Source organism: Shewanella sp. DW31 (assembly GCF_015767295.1).
Classification (GTDB): Bacteria; Pseudomonadota; Gammaproteobacteria; order Enterobacterales; family Shewanellaceae; genus Shewanella; species Shewanella oncorhynchi.
On record NZ_JADWMP020000025.1, the window covers coordinates 41245 to 64172 of the forward strand.

The 22928-nt window shown below is 46.2% G+C and carries 18 protein-coding genes; 6 read left to right on the forward strand and 12 right to left on the reverse strand.

The features are described 5' to 3' along the window. Positions 1-57: 57 nt before the first annotated feature. Positions 58-2127 carry a glycine--tRNA ligase subunit beta gene (gene glyS / locus GWI56_RS18225; protein WP_198573719.1) on the reverse strand — a complete coding sequence of 690 codons (2070 nt, stop codon included), beginning with the start codon at positions 2125-2127 and terminating at the stop codon, positions 58-60. A 10-nt stretch (positions 2128-2137) separates the two neighbouring features. Continuing rightward, a complete protein-coding gene (glyQ, locus tag GWI56_RS18230) occupies positions 2138-3043 on the reverse strand; it encodes a glycine--tRNA ligase subunit alpha (RefSeq protein ID WP_006084781.1) in 906 nt (301 codons plus the stop codon). A gap of 117 nt (positions 3044-3160) precedes the next feature. Between glyQ and GWI56_RS18235 the strand changes: the two genes are divergently transcribed. After that, entirely contained in the window at positions 3161-3757 is a 597-nt protein-coding gene (locus tag GWI56_RS18235) for a DNA-3-methyladenine glycosylase I (RefSeq protein ID WP_198573720.1), read from the forward strand. Between the two features lie 190 nt (positions 3758-3947). Here GWI56_RS18235 and GWI56_RS18240 read toward each other — a convergent pair whose 3' ends face one another. From GWI56_RS18240 to fadB, 6 genes are all read right to left on the reverse strand, one after another. Next, complete coding sequence (locus GWI56_RS18240) at positions 3948-7136, reverse strand: amidohydrolase family protein (RefSeq protein WP_198573721.1); 3189 nt, start codon at positions 7134-7136, stop codon at positions 3948-3950. 244 nt (positions 7137-7380) lie between these two features. Beyond that, positions 7381-7827 carry an MOSC domain-containing protein gene (locus GWI56_RS18245; protein WP_113941403.1) on the reverse strand — a complete coding sequence of 149 codons (447 nt, stop codon included), beginning with the start codon at positions 7825-7827 and terminating at the stop codon, positions 7381-7383. Positions 7828-7875: 48 nt separating this feature from the next. After that, positions 7876-8121: a sulfurtransferase TusA gene (tusA, locus tag GWI56_RS18250; RefSeq protein WP_105250817.1), complete on the reverse strand. Its 246-nt coding sequence runs from the start codon at positions 8119-8121 to the stop codon at positions 7876-7878. Between the two features lie 175 nt (positions 8122-8296). Continuing rightward, the gene (locus GWI56_RS18255) at positions 8297-9463 is read right to left on the reverse strand and encodes a diguanylate cyclase (protein ID WP_198573722.1); all 1167 of its coding nucleotides are present in this window, start codon (positions 9461-9463) and stop codon (positions 8297-8299) included. A gap of 243 nt (positions 9464-9706) precedes the next feature. Beyond that, positions 9707-10870: an acetyl-CoA C-acyltransferase FadA gene (gene fadA, locus GWI56_RS18260; RefSeq protein WP_198573723.1), complete on the reverse strand. Its 1164-nt coding sequence runs from the start codon at positions 10868-10870 to the stop codon at positions 9707-9709. Positions 10871-10892: 22 nt separating this feature from the next. Beyond that, complete coding sequence (gene fadB / locus GWI56_RS18265) at positions 10893-13043, reverse strand: fatty acid oxidation complex subunit alpha FadB (RefSeq protein WP_198573724.1); 2151 nt, start codon at positions 13041-13043, stop codon at positions 10893-10895. A 490-nt stretch (positions 13044-13533) separates the two neighbouring features. Here fadB and pepQ point away from each other — a divergent pair, with 490 nt between their 5' ends. The 4 genes from pepQ to hemG (GWI56_RS18285) all read left to right on the forward strand — a co-directional run bounded on the left by pepQ (position 13534) and on the right by hemG (GWI56_RS18285) (position 17560). After that, entirely contained in the window at positions 13534-14856 is a 1323-nt protein-coding gene (gene pepQ, locus GWI56_RS18270) for a Xaa-Pro dipeptidase (protein ID WP_198573725.1), read from the forward strand. A 27-nt stretch (positions 14857-14883) separates the two neighbouring features. After that, positions 14884-15498: a YigZ family protein gene (locus GWI56_RS18275; RefSeq protein ID WP_198573726.1), complete on the forward strand. Its 615-nt coding sequence runs from the start codon at positions 14884-14886 to the stop codon at positions 15496-15498. Between the two features lie 77 nt (positions 15499-15575). Next, complete coding sequence (locus GWI56_RS18280) at positions 15576-17033, forward strand: TrkH family potassium uptake protein (RefSeq protein ID WP_105250821.1); 1458 nt, start codon at positions 15576-15578, stop codon at positions 17031-17033. Between the two features lie 2 nt (positions 17034-17035). Then, complete coding sequence (gene hemG / locus GWI56_RS18285; protein WP_198573727.1) at positions 17036-17560, forward strand: menaquinone-dependent protoporphyrinogen IX dehydrogenase; 525 nt, start codon at positions 17036-17038, stop codon at positions 17558-17560. Between the two features lie 63 nt (positions 17561-17623). Here hemG (GWI56_RS18285) and GWI56_RS18290 read toward each other — a convergent pair whose 3' ends face one another. Beyond that, entirely contained in the window at positions 17624-17932 is a 309-nt protein-coding gene (locus GWI56_RS18290; protein ID WP_105250823.1) for a metalloregulator ArsR/SmtB family transcription factor, read from the reverse strand. A 199-nt stretch (positions 17933-18131) separates the two neighbouring features. Between GWI56_RS18290 and hemG (GWI56_RS18295) the strand changes: the two genes are divergently transcribed. Beyond that, positions 18132-18683, forward strand: coding sequence for a menaquinone-dependent protoporphyrinogen IX dehydrogenase (hemG, locus tag GWI56_RS18295; protein WP_198573728.1), 552 nt, complete (start codon positions 18132-18134; stop codon positions 18681-18683). 70 nt (positions 18684-18753) lie between these two features. On the opposite strand, the gene GWI56_RS18300 is transcribed toward hemG (GWI56_RS18295), so the two are convergent. The 3 genes from GWI56_RS18300 to rsmB are packed head-to-tail and all read right to left on the reverse strand — an operon-like array spanning position 18754 to position 22928. Further along, on the reverse strand, positions 18754-20196 hold the full coding sequence (locus tag GWI56_RS18300) for a TrkH family potassium uptake protein (protein ID WP_198573729.1): 1443 nt from the start codon (positions 20194-20196) through the stop codon (positions 18754-18756). Between the two features lie 20 nt (positions 20197-20216). Further along, positions 20217-21626, reverse strand: coding sequence for a Trk system potassium transporter TrkA (gene trkA / locus GWI56_RS18305; protein WP_105250826.1), 1410 nt, complete (start codon positions 21624-21626; stop codon positions 20217-20219). 15 nt (positions 21627-21641) lie between these two features. Continuing rightward, on the reverse strand, positions 21642-22928 hold the full coding sequence (gene rsmB / locus GWI56_RS18310; RefSeq protein WP_198573730.1) for a 16S rRNA (cytosine(967)-C(5))-methyltransferase RsmB: 1287 nt from the start codon (positions 22926-22928) through the stop codon (positions 21642-21644).

Sequence of the window (22928 nt, forward strand, 5' to 3'; positions counted from 1 at the left end):
AAACGCGCTATTGAGCGCGTTTTTTCTAAAGCGATAATTTAAAAAACGTTAGTATCGTTATTGCAGTAGTGATATATCCGCGACGTGCAGGAACTGCTCGCGTAGATTATTCAATAATGCTAAACGATTGTTTTTCAACGCTTCATCATCCGCCATGACCATCACATCTTCGAAGAACTGATCCACGCTTTCACGTAGGCCAGCTAACAAGGTTAAGGCTTGTTGGTAATCGGCATTGGCAAACAAAGGCGCCAATTGCGGTTGCAGCTCGTTCAACTTGGCTGCCAATGCTTGTTCTGCGGCTTCGGTTAACAGACTTGCATTGATCGTTGTCGGTAAAGCACCTTCAACCTTAGCTAGAATGTTTGATACACGTTTGTTCGCTGCCGCAAGTGCGCCAGAAGCTTCTAGGCTTCTAAAGTGTGATACCGCATTGATACGACTATCAAAATCAGCTGGGCGTGTTGGGCGACGTGCTAGCACGGCTAAGATCACATCAACACCAATACCTTTATCTTGATACCAAGCGCGGAAGCGTGCCATTAAGAACTCTAACACTTCGTCGCTTGCATTGGCGTTGCTTAAGTTAGCACCGTGGAGCTCCTGAGCTTTAGCAATCAGTGTTACTAAGTCCAGTGGTAGTTTGTTCTCAACGATAATACGCAGCACACCGATGGCGGCACGGCGTAGGGCAAAGGGATCGGCTGCGCCTTTTGGTGCTTGGCCAATACCAAAGATACCGACTAAAGTATCGAGCTTATCTGCTAATGCGACTGCGCAAGATACGCCAGCACTAGGCACAGTATCGCCAGAGAACTTAGGCTTGTATTGCTCTTCCATTGCAACCGCAACGGCTTCGGTTTCACCATCGAGGCGGGCGTAGTGCATGCCCATAGTGCCTTGAGTGTCGGTAAACTCCATCACCATATTGGTCATCAAATCGGTTTTAGATAACAAACCTGCACGGGCTGCATCAACCGCATTCGCGCCAGTTTGTCCGGCAATAAAGGCGGCTAGGGCAGAAATACGATTCACTTTGTCTTTTAAGGTGCCGAGCTGTTGTTGGAACAGGACGGTTTCTAGGCTAGGTAAACGTGATTCCAGCGTGTGTTTTTTATCGGTATTAAAAAAGAACTCGGCGTCGGCAAGACGTGGACGAACGACTTTCTCGTTACCTGAGATAATTTGCGCGGGATCTTTAGATTCGATATTGGCTACAAAGATAAAGTTTGGCAGTAACTTGCCCGCGTCATCAAAGACTGGGAAGTATTTTTGATCGCCCTTCATGGTGTAGACCAAAGCTTCAGACGGTACACTTAAGAATTTTTCTTCGAAGCTAGCGGTCAATACTACTGGCCATTCAACCAAAGAGGTGACCTCTTCAAGCAGGCTATCTTCGATATCGGCTGTGCCACCAATCTTAGCGGCGGCTTTTTCGGCATCGGCTTTGATTAATGCTTTACGGCTTTCGTAATCGGCGATGACTTTGCCTTTTTCTTTTAGGTCGGCAAGGTAGTGATCAGCGTGTGCTAATTCAAACTGCTTGAGCCCCATAAAGCGGTGACCGCGAACAGTGCGTGCCGATTTGATACCCAGCAATTCACCTTCAATCAACTCACTGCCTAACAACATAGTTGCTGTGTGCACAGGGCGAATAAATTGGGTTTTATTATTGCCCCAACGCATTGGCTTAGGAATGGGCAATTTATCGAGGGCTCGTTGCGCCATAGCAGCGATCAAACTTTTGGTTTCGACGCCTTCAACTTTGGCGTTATGGACTAACCATTCGCCTTTATCTGTAACTAAACGTTCGGCTTGTTCAACAGTAATACCATTACCACGTGCCCAACCTTCGGCGGCTTTAGTCGGTTTGCCTTCAGCATCGAATGCTGAACTCACTGCTGGGCCGCGTTTTTCAACGACTTTGTCAGCTTGTGCAAGGGCAAGTTCAGTGACGTTAATTGCCAGACGACGTGGCGCTGCGTACCAAACGGCTGAGCTGAACGCTAAATCGGCTTTGGTGAGTTCTTCAGTAAAGTTAGCTAAAAAGGATTCAGCTAGTTTACGCAGTGACTTAGGGGGTAATTCTTCCGTGCCTAACTCTATGAGTAAGTTTTCAAAATTCATGTTTTTACCTCTACTTACACATTGGGAAGCCAAGCGCTTCGCGTGCCTGATAATAAGATTCAGCGACCGCTTTCGCCATAGTACGAACGCGTAAGATGTAGCGTTGGCGCTCGGTAACTGAAATGGCATGGCGGGCATCGAGCAGGTTGAAGGCGTGTGAGGCTTTCATCACTTGCTCGTAGGCGGGCAGAGGTAAGGGTTTTTCTAGCGACAATAAATGCTGACACATTTTTTCGCACTGATCGAACAGGGTGAACATAAAATCCACATCGGCGTGTTCGAAGTTATAGGTCGATTGCTCGACTTCGTTTTGATGGAACACATCGCCATAGGTGATTAGGCCTAGTGGACCATCGGTCCATACGAGATCATAAACACTATCTACGCCTTGGATATACATGGCCAGACGCTCTAGGCCATAGGTGATTTCACCTGTGACAGGGCTGCATTCGATGCCGCCGACCTGTTGGAAGTAAGTAAACTGAGTCACTTCCATACCATTAAGCCAAACTTCCCAGCCTAAGCCCCAAGCACCTAGTGTTGGTGATTCCCAGTTATCTTCCACAAAGCGGATATCGTGGATTTGAGTATCAATACCCAGTGCTTGCAGTGAGCCTAAATACAGCTCTTGAATATTGTCAGGTGAAGGCTTCAACACGACTTGGAATTGGTAGTAGTGCTGCAGACGGTTAGGGTTTTCACCGTAACGACCATCCGTAGGGCGGCGCGATGGCTGCACATAGGCACTGCTCATAGGTTCTGGCCCTAAAGAACGTAGGAAAGTTTGTGGGTGGAATGTACCCGCGCCGACTTCCATATCTAGAGGTTGAACAATTGCACAGCCTTGCTGTGCCCAATATTCCTGCAGGGTGAGAATGAAACCCTGAAATGTTTTTACGTCGTGTTTTGTCGTCATGTCTACTTGTCTACTGCCGTCAGCCTGAATAGAAAATGGGTTCGATTATACCTTGTAGATATCTGCTTATGTAGGTTATTTTTTACCTTCTTAATTAAAACAATAAGGTTATATACCATGGAAGAGATCCGCTGTGGCTGGGTCAGTGATGATCCCTTGTATCGTGAGTATCACGACAAAGTGTGGGGGCGACCTGTTTATGATCCAAAGGAGCTGTTTGCTAAGTTGTGTTTAGATGGTCAACAGGCGGGATTATCTTGGATAACTATCCTGAAGAAGCAACAAAACTATGAACAGGCCTTTGCTAATTTTGAACCTGAGATTATTGCGACTTTCGATGAGGCGAAGGTAGAGGAGCTCATGTTGAATCCCGGTATAGTGCGCAATCGCTTGAAGGTGAACTCTATCATCAAGAATGCTAAAGGTTATTTAGCCTATACAGCCGATGGGAAGGATTTCTCTGCATTTTTGTGGAGCTTTGTGGGCGGTAAACCCATAGTTAATCAGATTAGGGCAATGTCGCAGGTTCCGGCACAAACACCAGAATCTGAAGCCATGTCAAAGGCGTTGAAGAAACTCGGATTCAATTTTGTCGGTCCAACCATTTGTTATGCCTTTATGCAGGCGGTGGGTATGGTGAACGATCACCTTGTCGAGTGTATTGCTTATCAGGCCTGTGTCGATTCTTGTGCCGGACTGCATAACCACGAGTAACATTAATCGCAGAGCTTGCCTATGTTGAAGTAGGGGTTGGGACTTGTCGTGGTATTAGAAGCCTAGAGATAAAAAAGCATGTTCCACGTGGAACATGCTTTTTGTTATTCGCAGGAGTTAGTCATCACTCTTATAAAGTCTAAATGGTCTTATAGAAAAGCGACAATTTCATTTTGCCTTGAGGTCGAACTTAGATTTTCTCAAAGAAAAACGGCTTACGCTGTGCTTTATCCCCATTAAGTTCATTCATAGTCTCTGCATCAAATAACTTACCATTGACCATAGTATGAGTGACTCTGTCGGTAACTCGAATGTCGGCTAATGGATCACCATCAATAACGATCAAGTCTGCGAGCTTACCTTCTTTGATAGAACCGAGTTGCTGCTCCATGCCAAAGGTCGTCGCTGGATTAATGGTGGCCGTTTTTAATACCTCCATATTGCTCATGCCGCCTTGGGCAAACATCCACATTTCCCAGTGTGCCGCTAAACCCTCACGTTGGCCGTGAGCGCCGATATTAGGATGAACACCTAACTTATTGAGCTCGTTAGCCACCTTAGCAACATTGAAATGATTGTAGTGGCTATCTGGAGCATGGGGGCGTCGCATTGATCTTGCTTGTAAAATATCGGCGGGCACATACATGGATAGGCGTTGATGGGCCCATACATCGGTTTTATCATACCAGTAGTTTTCACCAGAAATACCACCATAGGCGACTACTAAGGTTGGGGTGTAACCAACTTGAGTCTGGCTCCAAAACTGTTTGATATCGTTATAGATTGAACCAACGGGGAGCGAGTGCTCAATCGTAGTATGGCCATCGGCGACCATGCTTAAATTATGTTGCAGCAAACTGCCACCTTCAGGGACAACCATCATTTCAAGTTCACGAGCTGCGGCTATGACTTGCTGTCTCTGATTGCGGCGCGGTTGGTTATAGCTTTTTACGCTAAAGGCTCCGACTTTTTTCAGGCGTTCAAGATGGAATTTGGCATCATCCAGTGAGTCTATGTGCGATGTGTAGCCTGGCGCATTCGCTCCATAAAGTATGGTGCCGGTGGAGAATATTCGTGGGCCAACAATATTGCCTGCTTTTTGTTGCTCAGATGCGGCAAAGATTTCTGTGGTGTCATTCGATGGATCGTGAATAGTGGTGACACCCAAGGAAAGGCCTGAATACAGCACCCAGTTCTGTTGTGGCACAATTTCATCATCTGCTTGCGGTCCATGGGCGTGGGCATCGAATAGTCCTGGCATAATGGATTTGCCTTTGATGCCGATGATCTGCGCATCCTTGGGAATCGCAATATTGGTATCGCCTACGGCGACAATATGATTGTCTTTAACTATGACCACGCCGTTCTCAATCACCTGGTCATTTTCCATCGTAATCACTTTACCGCCGACGAAGGCGATTGTTCCACGTGGAACATCGGCCTTTTCGGTAAAGCCTAAATCGATAATGCTTGGTTGTGCCTTTTCATCTTTGTCGCGATATTGAGTGTCAACCTTGGCTTGGTACAACTCGGGGCCAAGAGTCCAATAGAGTTGGTCGCTTTTACTGTTCCAACTGATACTTTCGCCCGCACGGGCACTCAATTGGCTTACAGGTAGATTGCTGGCATTGGGGCCAATCTCAACTGTCTCACCGTGTTTAGCAAAAGGTGTTACCCAAACTTTAAAGCGTTCAGCAAAGGCGAGTTGCTCACCATCGGGTGAAACCCTAAATTCAGTTGCATGTTTGCTGCTGTAATGAACCCGCTTATCGAAGCCGTCTAAGTTGATCGATGATAATTGCGGCGTTTCATCTTCGCTGCTATTCATAAAAAAGATGCGATCGGCATTGGCACCGAATTGAGCTTGATAGCCATCGGTACTGATCTTGCTATTTTGTTTACCTTTAATATCGACTTTATATAGCCCGGGCTCCTGCGACCAAGTTCTTGGTGTGAGGTTACCGCCTTGAGTTTTACGATACACTACGAGTTCACCATTGGGTGAAAAGGTGGGTTCGACATACTTTCCTGGTTCAGATGTTAGCTGCTTAGGTTTGCCACCTTTGGCGCTAATCACTTGTACTGTGCCTTGGTCTTGGTCATTCCAAGTGGTGAAAACAATATTTTTACCATCGCGCGACCATTGGGGATAAAGTTCTGCAATATTTTTGTCTAGATCAGTTAAGCGCGACATTCTGCCATCGGGTAAGGATTTTAACCAAATTTTCCCCAGTGCTTCGAAGGCGACTTTGCTACCATCCGGTGAGACTTGCGCCATACGTAGCATTTTTACATCGAAAACGTCTTTATCGATATCTTGCTTAAAGCGCACCGAGGGTTGTATGGCTAACTCAGTTTTTACACTAAAGGGGATATCTGTGAGTGTTTTATTGGCAACATTCAGACGATTAATTTTTCCCTTAGCCCAGAAGAAAATATCCTTGTTATCTTGTGTCCATGCCATTGTTGGATAGACGCCATGAATGGCCCAAGTCTCTTGCATATCACGGTCAAGTTCGCCAAACAGTTTAGTCGTCTCTCCCGACTTAAGGTCGAGTAGGTAGAGTGATGACTGAAAATCATCGCGCTTAATATAGGCGAGCTTAGTGCCGTCTGGGCTCGGCGTTGGCCGAATTGCACCACCCGTGCCTTCGATTAATACTTCAATCTCACCAGTTTGAGTATCGTAGCGTTTTATTTTGTAGATACCGTTGACCGAATCCTTTGAGTAATGGAATGTTTTACCCGGCGTGTCATCTTGGCTAAAGTAGATATAGCGACCATCGGGTGAATACGCGGGTTCACCTAAATCTTTCTCATCATTAGGACGCTCGGTCAATTTAACGCCTTCACCACCCGCAACGTGGTATAGCCACACTTCGCCCGCACCCAAACTACGACTGGCGGTAAAGTGCTTACGGGCAACCAGATACTGGGAGTCTGGGCTCCAAGCTGGACTGTTTAGCAGCCTGAAGGTTTCTTGGGTAACTGTTCTTGGGTTTTTACCATCAGCATCCATAATCCAAATGTTATCACCACCATCGCCATCGGACGTAAAAGCAATGTGCTTGCCATCGGGGCTATAGACGGGCTGCATCTGCCAAGCTATGCCTTGGGCTAATGGCTTAGCTTCACCGCCTGTTACTGGAATTTGGTAGATGTCACCGAGTAAGTCGAAGACGATATATTTACCATCTGGGCTGACACTCAAGTTCATCCAAGTGCCTTCATTAACATCAACTTTGACTTGCACTAAGGGAGCATTCGCTGGAGCGTTAACATTCCAAGTCGATTCTTTCGTTTCTGTGGCGTTAACTGCGAGGGTATTCATCCCAAGAGTGAGGGCAATATAAAGCGGGGTAAGTTTAGAGTTAAACATGTCACTTCCTGTTATCGTTCTTATGGGCTACATGATCGGTATTAATCACAAGATAAAGTTTTGTTAATACTTGGTGTAGTTATCGCATAAATAGATAGGAAGGAAAACGTAAATACTGTTTCAATTGATGTTCGAGCTAGAAAGCTGATATTTATATTAGGGTTGGGAAAACAGAAATAGAACCAAGTTATTTGGTTCTATTTATAGAGGAGTATGGAGAACTAGCTGAGATAGGCTGATTGGATTAGCGAGGAAAGAAAATTGCTATCTCATCACCTAGGTGGATCATGGCATCATTTAATACCCTGCATGTAACACCTCCTCGCCAATCTGGGGTGAGTGCGGCCTCTAAACCGACATGTGCAATTTCCATTTTTTTACAGGGATCGGTCTCACCTGTAATTTCAAGTAGTAACTCACCAATTTGTAAATGTTTACCAACATCTGCACTGCTAAATACCAGACCATCAACGAGCAGATTTGCTCTGCGAGTCGTCCAAGGCAATTCTGCCTCGATAGCACGACAGGCTTGTTGCCATTGTAGTTTGGAAAGCACAGTGACTTGGCGTTTGCCAGGACGACCAAATACATCTTTCTCTACACCATTTAACTGGGTGACATTGGCACAGAGAACCTCATTCATTGGGCCGCGCTTTACAGTTTTATAGGCAATTGCCAGCAGTTTTGGCATAGTTCCTCACATCCTTTTTTAATGATTAAGTCGCTAAAACGATACGACTTAAAGTCCTTTTTTGATCAAATATTGGTATGGCGTCTGAGCCGTTTCGCTGGCGATAAGGGTGTGATCCATAAACTCACAGAAGCTTGGAATATCGCGTGTCGTTGCTGGGTCATCGGCAATGATCAGCAGTGTCTCGCCTGCAGCCATTTGTCTTACCGTTTTACGCACCATCATTACAGGTTCTGGGCAACGTAAGCCTAGTGCATCGAGCCTATGCTGTGCGGTTGAGAAAGCATCGTTCATATTACCTCTACTGAACAGTTAAGCAGAATTAGCTAATGTTACTCCAGCCCCCATGATAAACCAAGTTGGTGGTCTCAATTTGTGATGTGGTTTGATTGGTGTGCTTTTTGTCGTTACCAAAGCTAGAGATAAAATGTTCCACGTGGAACAAACTTATGGCTTATGGTAATTAACATTACTCAACGGCTTTATCAGCAGCGCTTTGAGATTGAGAGATTGGATGGATAACAGCTGTACTATTCTCTGGTGCTAAATCATTTGCAGCTGCCATAGTTTGTTGCTGCAATTTGGACGCCCGTTTGTAGCTATACATTTTTTGATCGGCTTTATGAATTAAGCTATTGGCTTCTTCATATTCATAGGGGCCAGTATCTGTAATGCCAAAGCTTAAGGAAATATTGTTTAGACTGAGTTTTATTTTTTGATTAAACCGAGTGATGAAATTCTCGCGAGCTTGTTCCTCACGACAGTTAGGCATGATGATACAGAACTCATCTCCACCATATCGAAAACATTGATCTTCAGCACGAGTGGTTTCTTTAATCGCTTTTGCGACAGCACAAAGTACTTCATCACCTGATCTATGGCCTTGAGTGTCATTAAATAATTTAAAATCATCTACATCTAAGTAGATGACACATACGGGCTCGGCGCGTCTTTGGGCTGCTCTGAGTATGCGAGTTGCGGTTTCTTGTAAGTGCCTTACGTTGAGCAAACCTGTTAAGGGATCGGTTTGCGAGAGTTCTTCTAACTGCTGTGTTCGCTCTTTGACTTTGCTTTCCATGCTTTGGGCATATTTTTCGGCTTTATCCTTAGCGTTCTCAATCTCGGAGACTAAGCTGCGAATATATGTATCGAATACTAGTGTGACATCAAACAGCACGAGTTTATCAATTGCGGCTCGAATACGTTCGGCTTGACGTACATCTTGTACTGAGCTGTTGATCACTGCATAGATCAACTCCTTGAGAGTGTGTACTGCAGACAGGTAAAGTTTGGGTTCAACACCTATACGTTTATGGACTAAACCAATCCGCAGGCGATTGTTTACGTACTCAAGATCATAAATACCATTAAATAAATCAAGCACATATCTTCTCTGTGCGGTACGTAGGCGGGCAAGGGTGTCTGAGTCTCCAATCAAGAGCGCAATTTCTGACACACTGGTTTGTAAGCCGTAAAAGTCGTCGACGATTTTATCTATGTTTTCTTCAATGATGGGCTTAAAGGATTGCAGGGCCTTTACGTCCGCCCCAGTAAAAGAGAAGAGTGCCTTACGAGACTCGATCTCCAGCTCAGTGATCCGCATTTGTTCGAAAAGGGTCTGTTCCGTTTGTAGCATCTGGCATTCCTCTGGTAAAACAACGAATTGCATCCTTGCACTACACTGCCTAGATTTGGCTGATGATTGCTTGCCTGTTGTCGTCCACAATAGCCAGTAATGCCCTTGTAGTTAAGTCGATAACGGACTGATTTTCAAATGAACAGCAGAAGAAATGAGAAATATTAATATTTACGATGGCAGAAGATTTGGCATAAAAAAGCCGGAACAAGTTCCGGCTTTGATGATTATTTGATTAACGAATTAAACGCGTTCGAACACGGTTGCGATACCTTGGCCTAAACCAATACACATGGTCGCTAAACCTAAGGTCGCGTCTTTGTCTTCCATCAAGTTGATCAGCGTCGTAGAGATACGCGCACCTGAACAACCCAGTGGGTGACCTAATGCAATCGCACCGCCGTTGAGGTTGATTTTGTCATCAACCACATCCGCTAAGCCTAAATCTTTTACACAAGGTAAAGACTGAGCTGCAAACGCTTCGTTCAGTTCAATCACATCTAAATCGGCAACTGTGATACCGGCACGAGCCAGCGCTTTTTGCGTGGCAGGAACAGGGCCGTAACCCATTATAGCCGCATCACAACCCGCAACCGCCATAGAGCGAATACGTGCACGAATTGGTAAGCCAAGTGCGCGCGCTTTAGATTCTTCCATGATTAACATGGCTGAAGCGCCATCAGACAGTGCAGAAGAAGTACCCGCAGTGACAGTACCGTTAACTGGATCAAATACCGGACGCAGTGCTGCTAGAGATTCCATTGTTGTTTCTGGGCGGATCACTTCGTCTTGCAGTACTTTAATTAAGGCACCGTTAGCATCGTGACCTTCAATGCCATAGATTTCCTTGGCAAAACGGCCTTCAATCGTCGCAGCATAAGCACGTTGGTGTGAACGTACCGCAAAAGCATCTTGCTGTTCACGGGTAATGCCGTGCAGTTTACCTAGCATTTCAGCCGTTAATCCCATCATGCCAGAGGCTTTTGCCACGTTATTAGCAAGACCTGGGTGGAAGTCGACACCATGGCTCATAGGCACGTGGCCCATGTGTTCTACGCCACCAATAATAAAGGTGTCGCCCATGCCAGTCATAATCGCCCGCGCAGCTTGATGGATAGCATCCATTGACGAACCACATAGGCGGTTAACCGTCACAGCGCCAGCGGTCTTTGGAATGCCGGCTAATAGTGAAGCATTACGGGCAATGTTGAAGCCTTGCTCTAGGGTTTGTTGCACACAACCCCAAATCACGTCTTCAATTAGGTTTGGGTCGAGTTGCGGATTACGCAGCAACAGACCTTTCATTAATTCGGCAGACAGAGTTTCTGCACGTACATGACGAAATACGCCAGCCTTTGAGCGGCCCATCGGAGTACGGATGCAGTCTACGATAACAGCTTGTTTCATGATTAAATTCCTTTCCCGCTAATTAGGCTTGGTAGTAGCTACCGTTATTGGCTGCTAATGTGCGCATCGCATCTGTGACTTGATACAGACCGCCCAAGTGAGCATATTTGTCTGCTAAGGCCACAAAGTTTGCGACACCCATGGTATCCAAATAACGGAACACGCCGCCTCTGAATGGCGGGAAACCTAAGCCATAAACTAGGCCCATATCCGCTTCGGCTGGTGATGCGACAATACCTTCTTCTAAGCAGCGCACGGTTTCGATGATCATAGGGATCATAGTACGGGCAATAATGTCATCGGCTTCAAAGGCTTTTAACTCGCCAAAGGCAGCTTTCAATAGGCCGTAGCTCGTTGGATCGACATCTTTCTTCGGTTTACCACGGCTATCGACTGAATAGACATAGAAACCTTTGCCATTTTTCTGGCCAAGACGTTTGTTCTCAAACATCACATCAATCGCATCAGTGCCTGATTTACCCATTCGATCAGGGAAACCTTCAGCCATAACGGCTTGGGCGTGATGACCTGTGTCTAAACCCACTACGTCGAGCAGGTAAGCAGGGCCCATTGGCCAACCGAATTGTTTTTCCATTACCTTGTCGATTGCAGCAAAGTCGCCACCTTCGGCAAGTAAGCCGTTAAAGCCTGCAAAGTAAGGGAAGAGTACGCGGTTAACGAAGAAGCCTGGGCAATCGTTAACCACGATTGGCGTTTTGCCCATTTTGCTGGCGTAAGCCACAACAGAGGCGATGGTTTCTTCAGAGCTGTGCTCACCACGGATAACTTCGACCAACGGCATTTTGTGCACTGGGTTGAAGAAATGCATACCGCAGAAACGCTCAGGTTTCTTCATGCTATTAGCGAGCAAGTTGATTGAAATCGTTGAGGTGTTTGACGCGATAATTGCATCTTCACTCACATAGCCTTCAACTTCGGCTAAAACCTGTGCTTTAATTTTTGGATGTTCAACAACGGCTTCAACGACGACATCACTGTGTTTGAGCGCAGCATAATCTAATGAAGGCGTGATGTTGTTCAGCACTTTGGCCATTTTTTCTGGCGTTGAACGACCACGAGCAACTTGGGCAGACAGCAGTTTGGCGGCTTCATTGAGGCCTAAATCTAATGCTGGCTGGGCAATGTCTTTCATGACAATCGGTGTGCCTTTGCTGGCGCTTTGGTAGGCGATACCGCCGCCCATAATGCCAGCACCTAATACGGCAGCGTTTTTCACTTCTTTGGCTAATTTACCCGCTTTTTTCGCTTTGCCTTTAACGAATTGATCATTAAGGAAGATACCGATAAGCGCTTTAGCAACGTCAGTTTTAGCCAGTTTGATAAAGGCTTGATGCTCGATTTGCAGTGCTTCGGTGCGGCCTTTAGTCGATGCTTGCTCAATCACGCTTACTGCGGCCATTGGTGCAGGGTAGTGTTTACCCGCAACCGCAAACACCATGCCTTTGGCTGTGGAGAATGACATCATAGCTTCAAGTTTTGGCAGTGTTAGTGCAGACAGCTTGCGGTTACGACGCGCTTGCCAATCTAACTTTTCAGCAACAGCATCTTTGAGCATTTGAATTGCAGCCGCTTCTAATGCTTCTGGCGCAACCACAGCATCCACAGCACCGACTTTCAGTGCATCTTCAGCGCGTTGGTCGTTACCTGTGGTGATCCATTCAAGTGCGTTATCTGCACCAATCACACGTGGCAGACGAACTGTGCCGCCAAAGCCTGGGATGATGCCGAGTTTAGTTTCAGGTAAACCGATTTTGGCTGTGGTATCTGCGATACGAAAATCCGTTGCCAGAATGGTTTCACAGCCGCCACCTAAGGCAAAGCCTTTGATTGCAGATGCGGTTGGGAAAGGTAAGTCTTCGAGTTTGTTGAAGACAGCGTTGGCTTGTTCAACCCAAGAGAGCAGTACGGCGTCATCTTGTGCGAATAGGCCTAAAAATTCGGTAATGTCGGCACCCACAATAAAGGTATCTTTACTTGAGGTCAGCACTAACGCTTTGATATTGGAATTTTGCTTGATGCTGTCTAATGCGGCATCGAGCGAAGCGAGGGTTTCTCTGTCGAATTTGTTCACCGAACCGGGTGCGTTAAAGCACAGCTTGGCAATATTATCCTCGAGTAACTCAACTTGAATTGTAGGACTTTGGTAGATCATTGCTTGCTTCCTTTTGGCTTAAAAGTGATACCCACCATTATGTGTTGGTGCTAGTACGACTCTCTATCTCACAGCAGCTTCGGCCATCATTTGACCAGTTGTGTGCCAGTGTGCTTCGAAATTCGATAAATTACAACACCCAATTTAAACGACTGTTTAATTTCTTGTCGGCTAGAGTGATTTTTCACCTTTGTGATACACTGCACAGAGTGTAGAACACCTAGGGTGCGTTAAATCACTTTGCGGATAAATAGGTCTTTGTGGCTGTTTTCCTTAGACGTTTAAACGCTGCAGCCATGCTAGGGTTGAATAGAATTATTAAAAATAATCATGATGTTATCGCTTTAATGTTCTTTATTCAGCAGCCATGTATTTTAGATTGAGTGACAGTTTAACGTTTTGATTGAATCTGTTGTTCATGATCAGATTAAGATTATGTGGGCAAATTTGGCTCATAATATTAACTTTTATTCATTGCAGGAGATGACAAATGGATCAGTTGGCTCATCACTATCGTGCCCATATTGCCGAGTTAAACCGCCGAGTCGCAGAGATTTTGTCTCGAGAAGCCTTGTCTGGTTTAGTGATCCATTCGGGTCAGCCGCATCGGATGTTTTTGGATGATATCAATTATCCCTTTAAAGCAAACCCGCACTTCAAGGCATGGTTGCCAGTGTTAGATAATCCGAATTGCTGGTTAGTCGTCAATGGTCGCGATAAGCCGCAGCTGATTTTTTATCGTCCTGTGGATTTTTGGCACAAAGTATCCGATGTGCCGGATATGTTCTGGACCGAGCATTTTGATATTAAGCTGTTAACTAAGGCCGATAAGGTCGCTGAACTGTTGCCCAAAGACACTGTTAATTGGGCTTATTTGGGCGAGCATTTAGATGTAGCCGAAGTGCTGGGTTTTACCAGTCGCAATCCTGATGCTGTGATGAGCTATTTGCATTACCACAGAACCACTAAAACTGAATATGAGCTGGAATGTATGCGCCGCGCCAACCAAATTGCGGTGCAGGGACATTTTGCTGCTAAAAATGCGTTTTATAACGGTGCGAGTGAGTTCGAGATCCAACAGCATTATTTATCTGCCGTGGGCCAGAGCGAAAATGAAGTGCCCTACGGCAATATTATCGCTCTTAATCAAAATGCGGCGATTTTGCATTACACCGCGCTCGAGCATCAAAGCCCTGCGAAACGTTTGTCTTTTCTTATTGATGCGGGCGCGAGTTACTTTGGCTATGCGTCTGATATCACTAGAACCTATGCATTTGAGAAGAATCGTTTCGATGAGTTGATCGCTGCGATGAATAAGGCGCAGCTTGAGCTTATCGACATGATGCGCCCTAGCGTTCGTTATCCTGATTTACACTTAGCGACTCACGCTAAAGTCGCGCAAATGCTATTGGATTTCGATTTAGCCACGGGTGATGCCCAAGGTTTGGTTGATCAAGGCATTACCAGTGCTTTCTTCCCCCATGGTTTAGGCCACATGTTAGGTTTACAAGTGCATGATGTGGGTGGCTTCTCCCACGATGAGCGCGGTACCCATATTGCGGCGCCCGAGGCCCATCCATTCTTGCGCTGCACCCGCATTTTAGCGCCAAACCAAGTGCTGACTATGGAACCTGGGTTATACATCATAGATACTTTGCTCAATGAGCTTAAACAAGATAGTCGTGGCCAACAGATCAACTGGCAAACGGTTGATGAGTTAAGGCCTTTTGGCGGCATTCGTATCGAAGATAACGTCATAGTGCACCAAGATAGAAACGAGAACATGACCCGTGAGCTCGGCTTAGCCGATTGATGTTTGAAAATAGATTAGGGCGAATTTGTGCTCGAAAGTTATAACGTTCCCTGTGATGAAATCGTCATTGAAGAAGAGATAAAGCATAGTCGCTTTATCTCTTTTCTCTTTCATTGCGATAGTGTCGATAAATTAAAGTTAGTACTTACTGACATAAAGCGTGACTATCCCGGCGCAAGCCACTATTGCTCAGCTTTTGTTGCTGGCGCACCGGATGATAGCGTCTTGATTGGTTCGAGTGATGACGGTGAGCCCGCTGGCAGTGCAGGCCGCCCTATGTTAGCTGTGTTGCAAGGGGCACATATTGGCGAAGTGGGCGCTGTTGTCGTGCGTTACTATGGCGGTACTAAGCTAGGCGTAGGTGGACTCGTTCGGGCTTATACGTCGGGCTTAAGGCAAGGCTTGATTCAATTACCGACGCGACTCAAACAGTTACGGTATCCCGCCAAGTTGCATTGTGATTATGCATCGCTGCGCGATGTCGAGCATCTATTACAGCAAGTGGATGCCGTGATCATCGATAAGCAATTTGCTGCAGCGGTCGATATTGTGTTTGAGATAGGGCGAGAGCAACAGGCATGGCTTTGTGAGTCGCTGGCGACACTGAGTCAAGGAAGTTTGAGGCCCGAGTTTGAGCTGTGATGCCTGCGTAAATTATGCCAAAATAGCCCAAATGCTGAAAATACCTTTACAGCCAATGGAATAATTGAACTCGCGTAATGCAATATAAAACCATAATTAGAATCATAGGCCTGCTGATTGGTTTATTTTCAATCACTATGCTGCCACCAGCACTGATCGCTGTTTGGTATAACGATGGCGGCGGCACGGCGTTTATGCAGGCATTTTTTGTTAGCCTATTTATTGGTTTTTGGCTCTGGTATCCGAACCGCCACTGCAAAGAAGAATTGCGTACTCGAGAGGGCTTCCTGATTGTCGTGCTGTTCTGGACTGTACTGGGTTCTATTGGTGCCTTGCCGTTTATCTTTTCGAGTCAGCCAGACTTAAGCTGGACAGACAGCTTCTTTGAATCTTTTTCTGCGTTAACTACCACCGGAGCCACTGTCATTGTCGGGCTCGATTTCCTACCTAAGGCCATTTTGTTTTACCGCCATATGCTGCAATGGCTTGGCGGCATGGGGATTATTGTGCTCGCAGTGGCTATTTTACCTGTGCTCGGTGTGGGAGGAATGCAGCTTTATCGCGCAGAAATTCCGGGGCCAGTGAAAGACAGTAAGATGACCCCGCGGATAGCCGAAACCGCTAAAGCACTGTGGTATATCTATTTACTGCTAACGATTTCCTGCGCGACGGCTTATTGGTGGGCGGGCATGAGTATTTTTGACGCCATTTGTCATTCATTTTCGACCATAGCCATCGGAGGTTTTTCGACCCACGATGCCAGCATGGGCTATTTCGATAGTCCTACTATTAACCTTATTTGTGTGTTCTTTTTAATTGTTTCTGCGGTTAACTTTAGCGTGCATTTTGCGGCATTCTCACGACGTGGGATTAACGTTAGAGTCTATTTTAAAGATGCTGAATTTAAGATGCTGGTGGCGATTCAACTTATTCTCACAGCGATTTGTTTCTTCACGCTTTATCGTTCTGGTATTTATGATTCGCCAGAAGAAACCTTAGATCATGCTTTATTTCAGGCAGTTTCAGTTGCCACTACGGCTGGATTTGGCACTGATAGCTTCCATCTGTGGCCATTGTTTTTACCCATACTATTAATGTTTTCGAGTTTTATCGGTGGCTGTGGTGGCTCAACTGCGGGTGGGATTAAGGTCATTCGAGTAATTTTACTGCTGTTACAGGGTTCCCGTGAATTGAAACGACTCGTTCACCCTAAGGCAATGTTTTCGATTAGGATTGGCTCTAAAGCCTTACCCGACCGCGTGGTTGATGCTGTTTGGGGATTCTTTTCTGCCTATGCGCTGGTGTTTGTAATTTGTATGCTTGCACTCATGGCGATGGGATTAGATGATATTACGGCTTTTAGTGCCACGGCGGCATGCTTAAACAACCTAGGCCCAGGTTTAGGTGAGGTAGCGAGCAACTATGCCAGTATTGGTGATGGAGCCAAGTGGGTATTGGTCGTGGCTATGCTGTTTGGTCGCCTCGAAGTATTTACCTTACTGATTTTGTTTACGCCAACTTTTTGGAAGAATTAATCATGCAGACGTTAATAATCTATTCGACGATAGATGGCCAAACATTGGCAATTTGCCAAAAAATGAAGACGATTGCTGAACAGGCGGGAGAGCAGGTTTCGCTCGCCACATTAGAGCAGGCGGAAGCGTTGAGCTTAGTGGATTTTGATAAAGTGCTGATTGGTGCCAGTATTCGTTATGGTAAACATAGACCAGAGCTTTATCAGTATGTGAATCGCCACCATGCAGTGCTAGATACTAAGATTAATGGTTTTTTTACCGTTAACGTAGTAGCGCGCAAACCCTTAAAAAATACGCCTGAAACCAATCCTTATATGCAAAAGTTTCTCAAGCTTTCACTGTGGCAACCCCAGCAGTTAGAAGTGTTTGCGGGCAAGATTGATTACCCTAAATACGGTTTCTTTGACCGGACCATGATACGTTTTATCATGTGGTTGACTAAAGGGCCTACGGATATCACAGGCACTTTTGAGTTTACCGATTGGGCAAAAGTCGATGCCTTCGGTAACCGTTTTAGCCAACATTGAAAACCATTAAGCCCTAACCACTTGCAAGAGGTTAGGGCTTAAATTTAGGCTAATTTTGCAGTGTTAGGCCGCGCAGTAGCGGCTATGCAGAATTGAAATCACTTGGGTGACTTGCTCGTTCTTGAGTTTATAGTAAACAATCTGCGAGCTCTTACGGGTATCCACGAGATCTTCTGCGCGTAATACAGCTAAATGCTGGGATAGGGCCGACTGACTTAATGGCACTGTGGCGTTGAGCTCGGTTACGCTCAACTCTTTGTCTAGTAATAGACATAAAATCATTAGGCGATAAGGGTTCGCTATGGCCTTGAGCCATTTAGCCGCACTTTCCGCATTAGTTACCATTGCATCTACATCTATATCATTTTGCATAAGGTCACTCACTTTATCGCTTTTGATTAGATAATTCTAATTGAACACATGTGTTTACGCAATCATACTGCTCGGCAATGCAGATCTCAATTTTTGCATCTCAGAATATGAGATACGACTGATTTGTGATCCTATCAGAGGTTTATTTAACGTAACCTTGCCACAATGGTGGTATTACTCAGTGGATCGGGAATTGCCTATGACACGCGTCCTCGTACTTTATTTTACCCGTGGTGGCCATACGGCCAAGATTGCCAGTGCAATTGCCGAGCAATTAAGATTTCGTGACGCTAAGGTTGACCTCATCAATATCAACAGTGCTGCTGCGACTTGTATTAATTGGCCTGATTATGATGTCGTTGCCTTAGGTGCCTGCGTGCTCTATGGCACCTATGATAAGAGCGTGTTTCAATTTATTGAACAGCATGCACAGGCTCTGGGCGCATTGCCAAACAGTTTTTTCTGCGTCAATGTTGTGGCGAGAAATCCTGAAAAACGTATCCCAGCAAATAATAAGTATCTGCAAAAGTTCATTGCGTTATCGCCATGGACGCCTGCAGATCTTAAAATTATTGCGGGCAAAGTGGATTATCCTTCATGGCCTTGGTATGACAGATTGGCGATTCAGTTGATTATGAAGATGACCAAGGGTCCAACTGATCCTAAGTCTGTTATCGATTATACCGACTGGGCTGATGTGAAAGTCTATGCTGATCATCTGTTGGAATTAGCTGACGTTACCGCTATTTAGGACGGGTCAGGCTTAATAAAAAAGGCGCTTAACAAGTTAAGCGCCTTTTTAGTATTCAAGCTCTACTGAATTAGTACTTCCAGAAACTCGGGTGGAACAACACCGCCACGGTTAAGATTTCTAAACGACCGAGGAGCATGCCGAGTGATAACGCCCATTTAGCGACATCGGGTAGCGTTGAGAAGTTACCTACAGGTCCAATAATCGGGCCTAAACCAGGGCCCACGTTAGTGACTGCCGTAATCGCGCCAGTGAAACTGGTCATAGGATCGAGACCCGTGAGCACTAAAATCACTGACAAGCCCACAATCACCATCACAAACAGCAGTACGAAAGTGATCAGAGAGCGCACGATATCATCACTGATGATGCGGTTGTTGTAACGTTCCCTAAAGATACCGTTTGGGTGACATTGCTGTTTCAATTGCTCGCGCATAATGGCCCCAGCAATTTGAAAACGGAAGATCTTAATCCCGCCTGAAGTTGAGCCAGAGCAACTACCGACAAACATTAAAAACAGGAAGGCGATATTGGCAAAGGCGCCCCAAGCACCGTAGTCCGTTAAGCCATAACCTGTAGTGGTGACTACCGATACCACGTTAAAGCTGGATAAACGCAGTGCATCTAGAAGCTCAATGTCACGGGTTTGCCACAGCCAGAAGCCAATAGAACAAGATACAAATGTGAGGAAAAATAAGAAGCCTTTGACCTGAGCATCGTTCCAAATCCGTAGATCCCTTTGCTGTATGGTTTGTACAAACATGAGTAGTGGCAAGCCACCTGCTGCCATAAAGAAAATCCCAACCCAGTGTGCAGAGTTGGAGAACGCCGCCATTGAGCTATCTGAGGTCGAGTAGCCACCAGTCGAGAGGGTGGTCATTGCATGATTGATGGCCTGAAACCAAGTCATTCCTGCCTGATGATAGGCAACACAGCAGATACTCGTTAGTAAAATATATATAAAGAATAAATACTTAGCCATGCTTTGGGTGCGAGGCACTGCTTTATCGCTCCAATCGGATGATTCAGTGCGGAATAGCCGCATCCCGCCAACGTTTAAGAAGGGCAGAATCGCCACCGCCATTACGATAAAACCAATCCCACCTAGCCATTGCAATAAAGAGCGCCAGATTAAGATACTGTGATCCATAGTATCCAACCCTGAGAGTACAGTAGAACCTGTGGTCGTGATGCCGGACATGGTTTCAAAGAAGGCGTCGGTATAACCAATACCGTGATAAAGGGTAAATGGCATGGCCGCGAATAGGCTTACGATTAACCACGTTAGGCTGGTTAGCAGGAACATATCGCGGATATTGAGGTTAATGCTTTTGCTCTGGCCATTGTGTAAACAAAGGCTTGAGCTAATGCCTGTGACTAATGCCGACACCATAAAAGAGCCCACGGTTTCCTCACCTTTGTATGCGGCGAGGAGCAGTGGGATCAGCATGAAAGCTGTCAGCATGGACAAAAACAGCCCTAAAATAAACAATAGCGGTCTAAAGTTCAGCATAAGTTGGCTTACTAAGGTTCTTAGAAGAAGAAAGCACTTGGTTGGAAAAGCTTCTCGACTTCGCCGACAAACTTTTTATTCACTAAGAACAAGATCACATGATCTCCTTGCTCTATCACGGTTTTGTCGTGGGCCATCAGCACTTCATCATTGCGGACAATGGCGCCAATCGTTGTCCCCGGTGGCAACTTAATATCACCAATGGCTTTGCCAACGACTTTAGAAGTGCTGGCATCTCCGTGGGCAATGGCTTCAATTGCCTCGGCCGCCCCACGACGTAGAGAGTAAACGTTACAGATATCACCCTGACGAATATGAGTTAATAGTGCCGAAATCGTCGCTTGTTGTGGTGAGATAGCAATATCGATGTTGGCTTCTTGCACTATATCCACATAGGCTTCGCGTTGAATAAGCACCATGACCTTTTTCGCGCCCATACGTTTTGCTAGCAGGGCGGACATAATATTGGCTTCGTCGTCATTGGTGACCGCAATAAATACGTCAGTTTGGTCTATGTGTTCTTCGAGCAGTAATTCTTGATCTGAGGCATCACCGCAGAACACTGTGGTATTTTCCAGCTGCTCCGATAAGGCTTCTGCACGTTCTAATTTATGCTCAATCAGTTTGACCGAGTGGGTGCGCTCAAGGCGTTTTGCTAAACCTAAGCCTATGTTACCGCCACCGGCGATCATAATGTTGCGGTAGGAGTTATCGAGCTTTTGCATTTCGCTCATGACAGCGCGAATGTGGCGACTGTCTGCAACGAAGAAGACTTCATCATCGGCTTCGATAATGGTTGTTCCGCGAGGCATAATAGCGCGGCCTTGGCGGAAGATCGCCGCGACCCGGGTATCAATATTGGGCATATGCTCGCGAAGTGCCGCTAATGCATTCCCCACCAGTGGGCCGCCGTAATAGGCTCGAACAGCCACTAGGCTCAAGCGGCCTTCGGCAAATTCAAGCACTTGTAATGCGCCTGGATATTCTACGAGTCGCTGGATGTAAGCGGTCACTAACTGTTCAGGGGCGATTAATTCATCGATTACGAAGCCGCCGCGGGGGCGACCGTCGCTATTTTTGGTTTCACTGTCGATAAAGAGTTTATCGCGCATCGCCAAATAGGGTTCTGAGCGGATACGGGCAATTTTAGTCGGCGTACCAAAGAGGGTATAGGCAATCTGGCAGGCAGCCATATTACATTCATCACTATTGGTTACAGCGATAAGCATGTCGGCATCTTCTGCGCCTGCTTCTCTGAGAACATCAGGGTGAGCGGCATGGCCCGCTACGACGCGAAGGTCATATTTATCTTGCAGGGCGCGTAATCTGGATTTGTCATAATCGACAATGGTGATGTCATTGTTCTCACCCACCAAATTTTCGGCCAAGGTTCCCCCAACTTGCCCCGCACCTAATATGATAATTTTCATGGCCTTGCTTACTTCCTAATCAGTCGCTTTCAATAAACGGGCATAATAAAACCCATCCATATTGTCTTGTCCTGGCGTGATTTGCCAACCTATATCCTGTGGCGAATTTTGCTGGGTAAGTGTGTCTAGCTTAGCATCTACCGTTCTATCTAAAAACGCACTGATCTGGTCGCGGTTTTCCTGCGGTAAAATCGAACAAGTGGCATAAAGAAGCGTGCCACCGGGTTTTAGCCACTTCCAGCAATGATCGAGAATTTGCTGTTGTAGTTCAGCCAACTCTTCGATGTCATGGTTTTTTCGCAACCATTTAATATCGGGATGGCGGCGGATCACTCCTGTGGCTGAGCAAGGCGCGTCCAGTAAGATACGATCAAATTGTCCGCCTTGCCACCATGAGTCTATGTTGGCCGCATCACCATGGATAAGCTCCGCTTTTAATGATAAGCGGTCAAGGTTCTGTTGCACACGCTCGAGGCGTTTGGCATCAAAATCAACAGCGACTAATTTGATACTCGGCTCAAGTTCGAGTAAGTGACAACTTTTTCCACCGGGTGCCGCGCAGGCATCGAGTATTAATTCATTCGCTTGCGGGGCTAGTAAGGTCGCCGCCCATTGTGCCGCGCCATCTTGTACTGATGCTGCACCTTCATGAAAGTGTGGCAGTGTGGCGACATCCTTTGGATGCGCTAGGAGAATGGCATCGGCACTGCTGCCTTCGCTCGCTTCAATGTCGATTTCGGCTAGGGCAGCGAGGTATTCGGCACGGCTCTGGGATAAGCGATTGTTACGCAGCCACATGGGCGGGCGTTCATGGCTTTGTTGAATGATGTCTTGCCACTGCTCGGGATAGGCTTCTTTTAAGCGCTTAATTAACCAAGCGGGTGTGTTATAGCTTAAGGTATCTGATTCTGTGCTTAGCGGCGATAGCTGGCGCTGAATGTTGCGCAGTACACCATTAACGACCTTGACCATGCCTTCAAATTTTAACTGGCGACAGGCTTCGGCGGTTTCTGAAATCGCGGCGTGGCTTGGAATGCGAGTGAAGTAAAGTTGATAGCAACCTACGATCAGGAGCTGGTGGATAATCCTTTGTTTGCCTTTAAGTGGTTTCTCTAGGCATTCACTGATGCGTTTTTCTATTTGCGGCAGAGTGCGCATCACGCCGTAACAGAGCTCGGCGAGTAGGGCTTTATCTTTGCCGCTGGCAAGATGCTTTTGTTGATCAGGCAATGCCACTGACAGCGACACGCCTTTTTCTAATACTTCGAAGATGGCTTTCGCAGCTAGCGCGCGCAAGTTCAT

Coding starts and splice junctions, on each gene's coding strand:
- glyS (WP_198573719.1), bottom strand. CDS start 2,127: ATGAATTTTGAAAACTTACTCATAGAGTTAGGCACGGAAGAATTACCC.
- glyQ (WP_006084781.1), bottom strand. CDS start 3,043: ATGACGACAAAACACGACGTAAAAACATTTCAGGGTTTCATTCTCACC.
- GWI56_RS18235 (WP_198573720.1), top strand. CDS start 3,161: ATGGAAGAGATCCGCTGTGGCTGGGTCAGTGATGATCCCTTGTATCGT.
- GWI56_RS18240 (WP_198573721.1), bottom strand. CDS start 7,136: ATGTTTAACTCTAAACTTACCCCGCTTTATATTGCCCTCACTCTTGGG.
- GWI56_RS18245 (WP_113941403.1), bottom strand. CDS start 7,827: ATGCCAAAACTGCTGGCAATTGCCTATAAAACTGTAAAGCGCGGCCCA.
- tusA (WP_105250817.1), bottom strand. CDS start 8,121: ATGAACGATGCTTTCTCAACCGCACAGCATAGGCTCGATGCACTAGGC.
- GWI56_RS18255 (WP_198573722.1), bottom strand. CDS start 9,463: ATGCTACAAACGGAACAGACCCTTTTCGAACAAATGCGGATCACTGAG.
- fadA (WP_198573723.1), bottom strand. CDS start 10,870: ATGAAACAAGCTGTTATCGTAGACTGCATCCGTACTCCGATGGGCCGC.
- fadB (WP_198573724.1), bottom strand. CDS start 13,043: ATGATCTACCAAAGTCCTACAATTCAAGTTGAGTTACTCGAGGATAAT.
- pepQ (WP_198573725.1), top strand. CDS start 13,534: ATGGATCAGTTGGCTCATCACTATCGTGCCCATATTGCCGAGTTAAAC.
- GWI56_RS18280 (WP_105250821.1), top strand. CDS start 15,576: ATGCAATATAAAACCATAATTAGAATCATAGGCCTGCTGATTGGTTTA.
- hemG (WP_198573727.1), top strand. CDS start 17,036: ATGCAGACGTTAATAATCTATTCGACGATAGATGGCCAAACATTGGCA.
- GWI56_RS18290 (WP_105250823.1), bottom strand. CDS start 17,932: ATGCAAAATGATATAGATGTAGATGCAATGGTAACTAATGCGGAAAGT.
- hemG (WP_198573728.1), top strand. CDS start 18,132: ATGACACGCGTCCTCGTACTTTATTTTACCCGTGGTGGCCATACGGCC.
- GWI56_RS18300 (WP_198573729.1), bottom strand. CDS start 20,196: ATGCTGAACTTTAGACCGCTATTGTTTATTTTAGGGCTGTTTTTGTCC.
- trkA (WP_105250826.1), bottom strand. CDS start 21,626: ATGAAAATTATCATATTAGGTGCGGGGCAAGTTGGGGGAACCTTGGCC.
- rsmB (WP_198573730.1), bottom strand. CDS start 22,928: ATGAACTTGCGCGCGCTAGCTGCGAAAGCCATCTTCGAAGTATTAGAA.